The following is a 12,597-nucleotide window of genomic DNA, read 5'->3' as shown; positions in this document are numbered from 1 at the left end:
AAGGGGAGGCGGTTTACGCGAGTTCTCGAAGCGCCATGACGAGCTGGATCGGATCGCTGTCCTGGGAGCTTTCCAGGATACGCTCCAGCTCGCCTTTCCACGAATTCAGCATGCACCCCAGCTAGAGCTAGCAGTGCCCGGCAAACGCGTCTACACCACGCGTTCGTGAGGAGGATGACGTCGCAATGTCCGCTCTTACCACAATCGGTTTCGATGCCGACGACACGTTGTGGCAGAACGAGCAGTTCTTCCGCATGACCGAACAGCGCTTCATCGCCATGCTTGCCGAGCACGGCGACGCAAGCCGGATTTCCGCGAACCTGCTTGAAGCCGCAAAGCGCAATCTCGGCGTCTATGGCTTCGGCATAAAGAGCTTCATGCTGTCTATGATCGAGACGGCGATCGAGGTTACCGAAGGCCGCGTTCCGGCCTCGACGATCGCGGAAATCCTGGCTGCCGGCCGCGACATGCTCAGCCACCCGATCGAGCCGCTGCCGCATGCGCGTGAGACGGTCGAGAAGCTGGCAGGCAGCTATCGCCTGGTGCTGATCACCAAGGGCGACCTCATGGATCAGGAGCGCAAGCTGGCGCAATCGGGCCTGGGCGAGCTTTTCGACGCCGTCGAGATCGTCAGCGACAAGAGCGCCGCCACCTATGCCCGCATCTTCAGCCGCCATGGCGACGGACCGCAAAGGAGCATGATGGTCGGCAACTCGTTGAAGTCGGACGTCATCCCGGCCATCGACGCGGGCGGTTGGGGCATCTATGTCCCGCACGATTTGACCTGGGCGGCCGAGCACGCCGAAGCGCCGGTCGCGGCGCCGCGTTTCCGGCAGATCGCTGACCTGAGCGAACTGCCCGCGCTGATCGAAAGCATCGCCGCTGCAGGCTGACCAGCTTTAGGGGGGCCTTAGCCGCGCCCGACCAGGCGATCGACCACCGGTTGCAGCCTCTCGGGCGTAATCGGCTTGGCAACCACCGCATCGATCACGCTCGACAGGCCGAGACTTTCCGGCGTGCCACTTCGGGTTGAAAGCAGGATCACCGCGGGCAACGGCTTGCCGGAGGCGCGCCGCAGCGCGTCGATGGCCGACATCAGCCGGTCGCAATCCTTGTTGTCCGGGCCGCCGTCCAGGATGACGGCGCCGGGCAGTTGGCCGGTCAGCGTCTTCTCGGCAGCCTCGGGCGGTTCCGAGATCGGCTTCAGTCCCGATTTCTCGACGATTTTCGACACCACGACGCGGTTGATCGACGATTTTCCGACGACGAGCACTTTGGAAAAGTCCGCAGCGATCGCGCCTGTCCGGGCTGCCGGTTTCGAGCGTTTTTCGGAGTGGTCGTCACGGTCGGGGGGACACATCGGCGGGCTGACACTCTGGTTCAATGCAGGGTTGAAACCTGAGGCACAATTGGGTGAGATCGCGGCCGGTGTCAAGCTGAAACGGTCGAGGTCGAAAATATAGCAAGAAATCCGAGATTCAGAGCAAGTCGTACCACTTGACGGTGAAGGCAAACCGAAAAAAGACGATAGTCTCCCGAACGTATAGCGCGCGGGAGACTATCGCCGAGACTGTTGACGTTACGTCAAGTGTGGCTCTGCTGGGTAACGATCACCGGGATCAAAAGGTCTCCCCAGTTGCCGTCGCCGCCATGGTGCCTGGCCGAGCGGACCAGTTCCACCGAGACACCGGCCTCGACTGCCTTCATGACCGACTGGTTGAGTCGGTGCAGATCGTTGGCGAGCATGCGGATCGTCGCCTGCTGGTCGACGCTCATCGCGCTCGATTGTTCTTCTGCCCTTTCCTTGACACGGCTTATCGATGCCATTGCTCTTCTCCTCGATGTAGATGCCCTGCGGGCGTTTCCTCTGGTTGCTATCCGTTACTCGGCCGCCGGCCTGAACTGGGCGTGCTCGGTCGATTCATGCATGGCGGTGGTCGAAGACCGGCCGCCGGTGATCGCCATCGACACGGCGTCGAAATAGCCGGTGCCGACCTCGCGCTGGTGCTTGGTCGCGGTATAGCCGTTGGCCTCCGCCGCGAACTCGGCCTCCTGCAGTTCCGAATAGGCGGCCATCTGCCGGTCCTTGTAGCCGCGCGCCAGCTCGAACATGCCGAAGTTCAACTGGTGGAAGCCGGCCAGCGTGATGAACTGGAACTTGTAGCCCATCGCCCCGAGCTCTTTCTGGAACCTCGCGATCGTCGCGTCGTCGAGGTTCTTCTTCCAGTTGAAGGACGGCGAACAATTGTAGGCGAGCAGCTTGCCAGGATGATGCCTGTGCACGCCCTCGGCGAATTTCCTGGCCTGCGCCAGATCGGGCTTCGAGGTCTCGCACCAGATCAGGTCGGCATGCGGCGCATAGGCCACGGCGCGCGCGATGCAAGGTTCGATGCCGTTCCGCACATTGTAGAAGCCCTCGACCGTGCGGCCTGCATCGTAATCGACAAAAGGCCGGTCGCGCTCGTCGATATCGGAGGTCAAAAGCTTCGCCGCCTCGGCGTCCGTGCGCGCCACGACCAGTGTCGGCGTGCCCATGACGTCGGCCGCAAGGCGCGCCGCGTTGAGGTTGCGGATATGCGCCGCTGTCGGGATCAGCACCTTGCCGCCGAGATGGCCGCATTTCTTTTCCGACGCCAGTTGGTCCTCATAGTGGACGCCCGCGGCGCCGGCTTCGATGAAGGCCTTCATGATCTCGAAGGCGTTGAGCGGGCCGCCGAAGCCGGCTTCGGCATCGGCCACGATCGGCGCGAACCAGGTCTCGACCGATAGCCCGCTGCCTTCGGACGTCTCGATCTGGTCGGCGCGCTGCAAGGTGCGATTGATGCGCTTGACCAGTTCCGGCGCCGCATTGGCCGGGTAAAGCGACTGGTCCGGATACATCGCCGACGCGGTGTTGGCGTCGGCGGCCACCTGCCAGCCCGAGAGATAGATCGCCTTCAGTCCGGCCCGAACCTGCTGCATGGCCTGGTTGCCCGACATGGCGCCCAGCGCGTTGACGAAGTCCTCCTCGTGGATGAGCTTCCAGAGCCGGTTCGCGCCCATCTCGGCCAGCGTCTGGCGAATCTGCACGGAGCCGCGCAACCGCTTCACGTCCTCTGGCGAATAGGGACGCTCGATGTCGTCGAAACGGCCCTCCGGCGCGGAGGGGACGAGGTTGTAAAAATCGGTCATTGGTCACTCCGGATCGTTTGGAAACTGCTTCAGCGCGACATCGCAATCCTATAGCCTTGCGATGTCTGCGTGTGACATCATTTACATTGCAGCGCGAAAAGCGCCCAGAAAAACCACCATTCGGCACTGAAAATAAAGGAAAAGCTGTGTTGTCATTGACAGGCTATCTCTGTAAATTTGTCACGATTGTAAAAACGGCGTAACGGACACCGGACTCGATATCCATGTAAATTCTTGTCAAGGATGGCACGGATGGCCGACCAGAAGATCTTCGCCGGTCCGCGACTGCGCCGGCTGCGCAACGCCAGAGGCCTGACCCAGACGGCGATGGCCGAGGGACTGGGCATCTCGCCGTCCTACCTCAACCTGATCGAGCGCAACCAGCGCCCGCTGACGGTGCAGCTTATTCTCAAGCTGGCCTCTGTCTACAAGGTCGATCCGCATGAATTGCAAGGAGAGACGAAGGGCTCGATCGCGGCGTTGCGCGAAGCGTTCAGCGATCCGCTTCTTGCCGGCGAACTGCCTGGCGATCAGGAACTGATCGATCTCGCCGAGACCGCGCCGAACGCCTCGGCGGCGATGGCAAAACTGTTTCGCGCCTACCGCGAACAGGCTGAGCGCCTGTCCGACCTCAACCAGCTTCTGGCCAAGGAGGGCAGGGCAACCGCGCTGTCCGGCACGCGCCTGCCTGCCGATGAAGTCCACGAAGTGTTCGAGCGCCGGCCGAACCACTTCGCTTCGCTGGAGGAGGAGGCGGAAGCTTTCACATCGGTGCTCGAACCCGGCGACGACCTGTCCGGCGCGCTCAAGGCCTGGCTGAGGCGCGAGCATGGCATCGTCGTCAAGGTGCTGCCGGTCGCCACCATGCCCAACTGGCGCCGCCGTTACGACCGCCATTCGCAGCGCCTGTTCCTCTCCGAGCGGCTGTCGCCTTTCGACCAGCTGCGAGAAATCGCCATGGAGGCGAGCCTGATGCGCATGTCGGTGGCCATCGCGGGCGAGCTCCAGGCGCTGAAGCTCGGCACCGACGAGGCCCGGCGGCTCGCCCGCTTCGAGCTCGGCCGCTATGCCGCGCATGCGCTGATGATGCCCTATCAGGCTTTCCATGCGGCGGCCGTTCGCGCCCGCTACGACATCGACGTCTTGCGTTCCCGCTTCGGCGTCTCTTTCGAACAGGCGGCCAACCGACTGACCATGCTGCAGCGGCAGGGCGCATCGGGCGTGCCGTTCTTCATGCTGGAAGTCGACAATGCCGGGAACCGCTTCCGCAAGGCCGGCAGCCAGGGCTACCCTCAGAGCCGCTTCGGCGGCGGCTGCCCCAAGCTTCCGGTCCATGCGGCCTTCTCGCAGCCGGGCCAGGTCCTGGTCGAGGCGCTGGAAATGCCCGATGGCGCCGAGTTCCTGTGCATCGCCCGCACGCTGGAAGGTCCACAAGGCGCCTTCTCCGAACGGCCGCGTCGCACCGCGCTCTTGCTCGGCTGCGATATCGGCTTCCGAGACGAGATCGTCTACGGCGCGGCGCTGCCGGCCGGAGCCGCCGGCAAGTCCGGGCAAGGCTTCGCCACGCCGGTAGGCCCCGCCTGCCGGCTTTGCGAGCGCGTAGGCTGCCTTGCGCGCGCCGAGCCGCCGGTGACGCGCCCGCTCGGCCTCGACGAGATGGTGACGGGCCTCAGCGCCTTCGATTTTCAGGGATGATATGTCGCCCGAGCCTGCGCATCGGTCTGGGGTCTGACTGTGTCGAAGTAAACCGCGGAGAGGTTGTCCTACATTTGAGCGAATGCTGGATCACGCATGGCTTTGTACTTTGCGCTACGCGATTGAGACACAGTCCCGTCGTTTGAGACACAGAATCCCTGTTGTACTTGGTGCATCGTGTCGAACGCAACTCGCTGACAAGTCATGTCCATGACCGATACCGCCCCGTCCCCCGTCGTCCCGTCGCCTGTCGCCCCGTCGCCAGTCGCTTTGCCAGCCGTCTCGCCGCGCGAGGAGCGGATCGGCATGCTCCTGGTCTTTCTTTCGGCGCTTATGTGGAGCTTCGGCGGCACCATCGCCCGTTTCATCCATGTCGGCGACAGCTGGACCGTGGTGTTCTGGCGTTCGCTGTGGGCCGTGGCCTTTCTCATCGCCTTCATGCTGTTCCGCGACGGTTGGCGCGGTACCCTGAACCTCTTCCGGCATATGGGCCTGCCCGGCCTCGGCGTCGCCTTCTGCTTCGCCACCGCCTCGACCAGCTTCGTGGTGGCACTTGCCTACACGACCGTCGCCAACATCCTCTTGATGCAGGCCGGCGTGCCGCTGCTGGCGGCGCTTCTTGCCTGGCTCCTGTTTCGCGAACGGGTAAGCCCGGCGACCTGGATCGCGATTGCCGCCGTCATCGCCGGCGTCGCCATCATGGTCTCCGAATCCCTGGGCGGCGCCGTCTCGCCGATCGGCGACGGCCTGGCGCTGCTGATCGCGGTCATGTTCTCGGTGGCGACCGTTATCACCCGGCGCTTTGCCCATGTGCGCATGGTGCCGGCCAATTGTCTCGCGGCGCTTTTCGCCGGCGCTTTCGCCGCTTCCCAGGCCTCGGCGTTCGCGGTTTCGGGGCGGGATATGGGCTTTCTCTTCGCCTTCGGCGTCATCAACCTTGGCGTCGGCCTCGCCTTTTTCGCCATGGGCGCGCGGCTGGTGCCGGCGGCGATCGCGGCGCTGCTCGGCACCTTCGAGCCGATCCTTGGGCCGATCTGGGTCTGGCTCGTCCATTCCGAAATGCCGTCGGTGCGCACCATCATCGGCGGCGCGGTCGTGGTCACGGCGCTGCTCGTCCATATCGGCCTGGAGTTCAAGCGCCAGACGCGGCCGGCGCGTCCCGGCGTCACCGGCCTGCCGTCGCCCAATTGACGATAGGCAGCCTTCCCCATTGACAACCCAGTTGCCGGGCGGGCAGGCTGCAATTACGGCAACAACAAGACAGGCGTATCTTGCCAAGTGTCTCCGCCGGCCCGCTCGGGACCGGACAGCATCGTGATAGCTATGCATACGCCGCGGTCAATGCCGCTGACGCCGCCCGGGTGCCTTGCCGGGAAGGCCAAACTGTCTCGAACCCTGATGTCGCTACCGAGCCTGGCGTCGACAGTTCACGCTTGTCGCTCTCCGGAAAGCTCAATAGTCTTAAACCAACGCCGCCCCGCCATATCGCGACGAGCCGGCGAGGGAACACTCACCAAAGGAGAACACCATGATCCGCAAAGCTCTATGGCTTTCGGCGACCTCGGCATTTCTGACGCTTTTCACCTTAAGCGGCCATGCCGAAGACCGCGTCGTCAATGTCTACAACTGGTCGGACTATATCGACAGCTCGATCATCGACGACTTCACCAAGAAGACCGGCATCAAGGTCGTCTACGACACCTTCGATTCCAACGAGATACTGGAGACGAAACTGCTTGCCGGCGGCAGCGGTTATGACGTCGTCGTGCCGAGCGCCAACTTCCTGGCGCGCCAGATCCAGGCGGGCGTCTTCCAGAAGCTCGACAAGTCGAAACTGCCCAACATCTCCAACATGTGGGACGTCATCTCCGAGCGCACCGCCAAATACGATCCGGGCAACGAATATTCGGTCAACTACATGTGGGGCACGGTCGGCCTCGGCTATAACGTCAAGAAGGTGACGGCCGCGCTCGGCACCGACAAGATCGACAGCTGGGACGTGTTCTTCAATCCGGACAAGCTGGCCAAGCTGAAGGATTGCGGCGTCTATGTGCTGGATTCCCCAGCCGACATCATTCCCGCGGCGCTGAAATATCTCGGGCTCGATCCCAACAGCACCTCGCCCGATGACATTTCAAAGGCCGAGGAAGCGTTGCTGAAGGTCCGGCCCTATATCCGCAAGTTCCATTCGTCCGAATACATCAACGCTTTGGCCAACGGCGACATCTGCATGGCGATCGGCTGGTCGGGCGACGTCTTCCAGGCGCGCAACCGCGCCGAGGAAGCCAAGCAGGGCGTCGAGATCGGTTATTCGGTGCCGAAGGAAGGCGCCCAGATGTGGTTCGACCAGATGGCGATCCCCGCGGATGCGCCGCATGTCGCCGACGCACTCGAGTTCATCAACTACATGATGACGCCTGAAGTCATCGCCAAGTCGTCGAACTACGTGCTCTACGCCAACGGCAACAAGGCTTCGCAGCAGTTCATCGACAAGGCGATCCTGGAAGATCCTTCGGTCTATCCAGACGAAGAGACGACGAAGAAGCTGTATACCGTTGCGCCATACGATCCCAAGACACAACGCATCATCACGCGCACCTGGACCAAGATCGTCACCGGCCAGTAAGCATTGAGACACGACCCCGGCAGCCAACTGCCGGGGTCGCTTTCCTTTGGGAATTTTTAAGAAAGTACGGAGTGGGGACCATGAAATCGCTTGGCAGCATCCGCAGGGATTTCGCGCCATGGAACGACCCGAACGCCAAGCCGTATATTCAGTTCGACAAGGTCACCAAGAAGTTCGGCGACTTCACCGCCGTCAACAACCTGTCGCTGACCATCTTCGAGCGCGAATTCTTCGCCCTGCTCGGCGCGTCCGGCTGCGGCAAGTCGACCCTGCTCAGGATGCTCGCCGGCTTCGAGGAGCCGTCGGCGGGCCGCATCCTGCTCGACGGGCAGGACCTGCGCGGCATCCCGCCCTACAAACGGCCGGTCAACATGATGTTCCAGTCCTACGCGCTGTTCCCGCACATGACGGTGGAAAAGAACATCGCCTTCGGCCTCAAGCAGGAAGGCATGCCCGGAGCCGATGTCGAAAAGCGCGTCGCCGAGATGCTCAGGCTCGTCAAGCTCGAGCAATTCGCCAAGCGCAAGCCGCACCAGCTCTCGGGCGGCCAGCGCCAGCGCGTGGCGCTTGCCCGCTCGGTCGCCAAGCGGCCGAAGGTTCTGCTCCTCGACGAACCGCTCGGCGCGCTCGACAAGAAGCTGCGCGAGGAAACGCAGTTCGAACTGATGGACCTGCAGCAGGAACTCGGCCTTACCTTCGTCGTCGTCACCCACGACCAGGAAGAGGCCATGACGATGGCCGACCGCATCGCTATCATGGACAAGGGCGAGGTGATGCAGGTCGCGACACCGGCGGAAATCTACGAGGCGCCGGCCTCGCGCTTCGTGGCGCACTTCGTCGGCAATGTGAACATGTTCGAAGGCAAGGTTGCCGAACGCACGGCAAGCACCACGCGCATCACCGGCGCGACCGGCGCTGAGATCGTCGTCGACAATGGCAGCAACGCCGCTGCCGGCTCCGACATCGTCTTCGCGATCCGGCCGGAGAAGATCAGGGTTTCCTCCAAAAAGCCGGCCGATGCCGTCAACGCGCTCGAAGGCGAGGTCTATGACGTCGCCTATCTCGGCGACATGACCGTCTACCACATCAGGCTGGACGACGGTCAGATCGTGCGGGCAAGCGCGTTGAACGCCTCGCGCGTGACCGAGGATCCGCTCACTTGGAACGACCGTGCCTGGGTCTCCTTCCGGCCCGATGCCGGCGTCGTGCTGGCCAGGTAGGAGGCTGAGATGACGGATATCGCAGCGACTGCCGCTCCATCGACTGAAACCACAACACTGCCGGCGAGGCTGGTGAAAGGCTTCGTCAACCGCCTCGTCATCATCGTCCCCTATCTCTGGCTGCTGTTCTTCTTCCTCGTTCCGTTCATCATCGTCTTCAAGATTTCGCTGTCGCAGACGGCGATCTCGATGCCTCCCTATACGCCGGTGCTCGGCTTCAAGGACGGCGTTTCGGGATTTTTCGCCGGCGTCCGCGAGCTCAATTTCGATAACTACACCTGGCTCACCCAGGACGCGCTCTATTTCAACGCCTATGTGACGAGCCTGATCATCGCCGGAATCTCGACGATACTTACCCTGATCGTCGGCTATCCGATCGCCTACGGCATGGCGCGGGCGCCGGCGACGATCCGTCCGACCCTGCTGATGCTGGTGATCCTGCCGTTCTGGACCTCGTTTCTGATCCGCGTCTATGCCTGGATCGGCATCCTGAAGCCCGAGGGCCTGCTCAACCAGGTCCTGCTCGCCACGGGCCTGATCAGCCAGCCGCTGGTGATCCTCAACACCTACACGGCGATCTTCATCGGCATCGTCTATTCCTATCTGCCTTTCATGGTGCTGCCGCTCTATTCCTCGCTGGAGAAGATGGATTATTCGCTGATCGAGGCCGCGCAGGACCTCGGCTGTCCGCCGACCGGCGCCTTCTGGAAGATCACCTTCCCGCTGTCGCTGCCCGGCGTCGTCGCCGGCTGCCTGCTGGTGTTCATCCCGGCGGTCGGCGAGTTCGTCATTCCCGACCTCCTCGGCGGCTCGCAGACGCTGATGATTGGCAAGACTCTCTGGAACGAATTTTTCTCCAACCGCGACTGGCCGGTCTCATCGGCGGTGGCCGTCATCCTGCTTCTGGTGCTGACCATCCCGATCATGTTCTTCCAGCAGGCGCAGGCCAAGGCACAGGAGCAGGGCAGATGAACTCGACCTGGAGCCGCTTCAACATCACCTCGATCGTGCTGGGCTTTGCATTCCTCTATCTGCCGATCGTGCTTTTGATCGTCTTTTCCTTCAACGAATCGAAGCTCGTCACCGTCTGGGGCGGCTTCTCGACCAAATGGTACGTGTCGCTTTTCCACAATCAGGGCCTGATGGACGCCACCTGGGTGACGGCGCGCGTCGGCGTCATCTCGGCGACGGTGGCGACCGTGCTCGGCACACTCGCAGCGCTGACCTTGACGCGCTTCACGCGCTTCCGCGGCAGGGTGTTGTTTTCCGGCATGGTGTTTGCGCCGCTGGTGATGCCGGAAGTCATCACCGGGCTGTCGCTCCTGCTGCTCTTCGTCGCTGTCGGCCTTGACCGTGGCTTCCTCACGGTCACGCTCGCCCACATCACGCTCACAATGTGCTTCGTCGCCGTCGTCGTGCAGTCGCGGCTGGTCTCCTTCGACCGTTCGCTGGAGGAGGCGGCGATGGATCTCGGCGCGCCGCCGGTGAAGACCTTCTTCCAGATCACCTTGCCGGTCATCCTGCCGGCGATCATCTCCGGCTGGATGCTGGCCTTCACGCTCTCGCTGGACGATCTGGTCATCGCGAGCTTCACCTCGGGTCCCGGCGCCACCACGCTGCCGATGAAGATCTACAGCCAGGTGCGCCTCGGCGTGACGCCGGAAATCAACGCCGCCTGCACCATCCTGATCGCGGTGGTGGCGATCGGCGTCATCATCGCCTCGATCGCCAACAAGCGCCGCGAGATCCAGCGCCAGCTCGACGAGCAGGCCGCGCAGCGCGGTTGAGTGATAGGAGCGAGGGCGCTTTGCTCCCCCGCATCTACTGGCCCGAAACGCCGGGAGCGATCGGCGATATGAACGGCGCGCTCCAGTTGCCGCCGACGAAGAACAGCGACTGGCTCGGCGGCGCGGGAGCCGGACTGGCCGCTTGGCCGTTGGCCTGGGGCTGCTGTGCCGGCTGCCCGTTGGGCACCACTCCGCCCGAAAGCGCCAGCCCGCGTCCGACATAGGAGGCGATGCCGGATAGCCAGATCTTGTATTTTTGCGAATTGATCTCGGCCTTGTCGAGGCGCGCCACTCCTTTCGAAATGCTCGCCTTGATCTCGGCGCCGTCGATCGGCAGCGAACCATTGGCAACGTCGTCGAGCGCGAAGAAGCCGCCTTGCTGGTTGCGCTTGAGGAAGGCCGGCAGGTCGAGCCCGTTGAGCGTGCCCGGCCCGAAAGTCGCCGAGAACGATCCGTCGGCATTCTCGAAGATGGAGTTCCAGGCCTTGCCCGGTCCCTTGAGGATGATCGACACCGTCCCGGTGCCAGCCGGCACCAGCCGCGTCATTCCCGCCGCTGTGGCAAAGGCTCCCGTATCCACATCCGATGCCAGGAGCCGCATCTCGACCTGCGTGCCTTCTGGCTTGCGGTCGAAACGCAGGCTGCTCTGGATGTTGCCGTTGAAGGCCGACGCGTCGGATATGTCGAAGACGGCAAGGCCGTTCTTGACCTGCGCGGTGGCCGCGACGTCGGCAAGCTGGACCGGTCCCACCGTGGCATGGGCCGCCGACAGCCTGAGGTCGAGGTTGATGCGGTCGGCGAAGCTCGTGTCGATGTCGCCCGGGCCGGCCTCGCCGGTGGGCGCGACAGGCGTGAAAGCCGACAGGAAGGATCTCAGGTCCAGCGTGTCGAAGGCGAGCGTGCCGGCTATCACCGGACTGCCCTCGGCGAAGGAGAAATCCAGCGCTCCCATGCCCGGATTGTTATTGAGCGTGACGGTGGTGTTCTCGAATTTCGCACGCCCCGCCGACGCGTTCACCTTGCTCGCGATCGAGACCGCGCCGATAGCAGCACCGGGCGCGATGCCTGCCTGCGACCACTCCAGCACGCGCCGCAGCGACGGCGCGGCGAACTTCGCCTGGCCGTCCAGATAGGCATTGTCCGAGATAGAGGCCGTTCCGTCGAAGGAGAATGTCGCAGGCGCCGCCTTGAAGGAAAGGGTGACGGGCGCGGCTCCCCCGGCAAAAAGCACCAGCGGTTTCGTCGAGGAGAAATCGAGCTGCACGCTTTCGCCGCGCCAGATCCCGGTCGCTGTCAGCGATGCTTCGCTGTTCATCGCCTCCCAGTTCACTTGGCCGTTCAGGCTGCTCAGGACTTCGGCGTCCTTGCCGTCGACCGAAGTCACCACGCGGCCATCGCGGAACTCGACGGTGCCGAACGGATCGGACGGCAATTTGCCGAGATCCGGCTTCTGCGGGTTGGCGGTGACCACGCCGCGCGCGGTATCGATCGAGCGCGTGATGCGCCCCCCGGTCGGAAGCGGCGGCAGATAGAAGCCGCTCGCCATGTGCTGGACCCTGATCGTCGGGCGCACCAGCCTCGCGGTCGAGAAGGCGACGTTGCCCTGCAAGGCCGCCATGGCGGACAGATCGACTTCCACGCGATCGGCCTCGACCACCGGCGGCGCGTCGGTCTCGGTCCATTGCGACAGCGTCACGTCGCTCAGGATGGCGCGGAACTTCGGCCACACCTCGATGCGCGGCGAGCCGTCGATCGTCACCCTGAAGCCGCTCCAGGCGCTCAATTCCCAGGCTATGCGGTCGCGCACGATGCGGGTCGAGGCAATCAGCGGCAGCGCCGCGACCGCGAGCGTGATGATAAGCACGGCAAGGCCGATCGCCCACACCCCGCGCCGGATCAGAGATGATGGCATTTCGCCCCGCATGCTTTCATTGCCGACAAAATCGCCCGACGGGTGTAACCGAGCGCCGACGCTTTTCAAGTCTTTATGGCCTTGCGATGGCATTTGCGCAGCGACAGCCGGGGCTCGTCCGAACAAAATCTTGCTCTGCTGCGCTGCAATATGCATAAGCGGTCTGCACGATCCCGATCCGCAATC

Annotated in this window: 11 protein-coding genes; 7 read left to right on the top strand and 4 right to left on the bottom strand. The window is 63.3% G+C overall.

What is annotated here, in order from left to right; translation table 11 throughout:
* The first annotated feature begins 185 nt into the window (after positions 1-185).
* Entirely contained in the window at positions 186-893 is a 708-nt protein-coding gene (locus FJW07_RS10040; RefSeq protein WP_140856121.1) for an HAD family hydrolase, read from the top strand.
* 17 nt (positions 894-910) lie between these two features.
* Here the strand turns inward: FJW07_RS10040 and FJW07_RS10035 are convergent, their stop codons facing one another.
* The 3 genes from FJW07_RS10035 to aceA form a co-directional block, all read right to left on the bottom strand.
* Positions 911-1,294 carry a response regulator gene (locus FJW07_RS10035; RefSeq protein ID WP_140655498.1) on the bottom strand — a complete coding sequence of 128 codons (384 nt, stop codon included), beginning with the start codon at positions 1,292-1,294 and terminating at the stop codon, positions 911-913.
* Between the two features lie 290 nt (positions 1,295-1,584).
* Positions 1,585-1,827: a hypothetical protein gene (locus tag FJW07_RS10030; protein ID WP_027168360.1), complete on the bottom strand. Its 243-nt coding sequence runs from the start codon at positions 1,825-1,827 to the stop codon at positions 1,585-1,587.
* A gap of 54 nt (positions 1,828-1,881) precedes the next feature.
* The gene (gene aceA / locus FJW07_RS10025; RefSeq protein WP_140856119.1) at positions 1,882-3,171 is read right to left on the bottom strand and encodes an isocitrate lyase; all 1,290 of its coding nucleotides are present in this window, start codon (positions 3,169-3,171) and stop codon (positions 1,882-1,884) included.
* 252 nt (positions 3,172-3,423) lie between these two features.
* On the opposite strand from aceA, the gene FJW07_RS10020 reads away from it, so the two are divergent.
* The 6 genes from FJW07_RS10020 to FJW07_RS09995 all read left to right on the top strand — a co-directional run bounded on the left by FJW07_RS10020 (position 3,424) and on the right by FJW07_RS09995 (position 10,499).
* Positions 3,424-4,866, top strand: coding sequence for an XRE family transcriptional regulator (locus FJW07_RS10020; protein WP_140856117.1), 1,443 nt, complete (start codon positions 3,424-3,426; stop codon positions 4,864-4,866).
* 210 nt (positions 4,867-5,076) lie between these two features.
* Positions 5,077-6,057, top strand: coding sequence for a DMT family transporter (locus tag FJW07_RS10015; RefSeq protein ID WP_140643692.1), 981 nt, complete (start codon positions 5,077-5,079; stop codon positions 6,055-6,057).
* A 337-nt stretch (positions 6,058-6,394) separates the two neighbouring features.
* Positions 6,395-7,492, top strand: a complete 1,098-nt coding sequence (locus FJW07_RS10010) for a polyamine ABC transporter substrate-binding protein (RefSeq protein WP_140655374.1) — start codon at positions 6,395-6,397, stop codon at positions 7,490-7,492.
* A gap of 80 nt (positions 7,493-7,572) precedes the next feature.
* A complete protein-coding gene (locus FJW07_RS10005) occupies positions 7,573-8,712 on the top strand; it encodes an ABC transporter ATP-binding protein (RefSeq protein ID WP_140655377.1) in 1,140 nt (379 codons plus the stop codon).
* 9 nt (positions 8,713-8,721) lie between these two features.
* Complete coding sequence (locus FJW07_RS10000; protein ID WP_140856116.1) at positions 8,722-9,684, top strand: ABC transporter permease subunit; 963 nt, start codon at positions 8,722-8,724, stop codon at positions 9,682-9,684.
* The gene (locus FJW07_RS09995) at positions 9,681-10,499 is read left to right on the top strand and encodes an ABC transporter permease subunit (RefSeq protein WP_140643701.1); all 819 of its coding nucleotides are present in this window, start codon (positions 9,681-9,683) and stop codon (positions 10,497-10,499) included. Before FJW07_RS10000 ends, FJW07_RS09995 begins: the two co-directional genes overlap by 4 nt.
* Before the next feature lie 34 nt (positions 10,500-10,533).
* Here FJW07_RS09995 and FJW07_RS09990 read toward each other — a convergent pair whose 3' ends face one another.
* Positions 10,534-12,411: an AsmA family protein gene (locus tag FJW07_RS09990; RefSeq protein ID WP_140856114.1), complete on the bottom strand. Its 1,878-nt coding sequence runs from the start codon at positions 12,409-12,411 to the stop codon at positions 10,534-10,536.
* Positions 12,412-12,597: the final 186 nt, after the last annotated feature.

The sequence above is a fragment of the Mesorhizobium sp. B3-1-9 genome (assembly GCF_006439595.1).
GTDB lineage: Bacteria > Pseudomonadota > Alphaproteobacteria > Rhizobiales > Rhizobiaceae > Mesorhizobium.
This window is presented reverse-complemented; position numbering and strand designations above follow the sequence as displayed.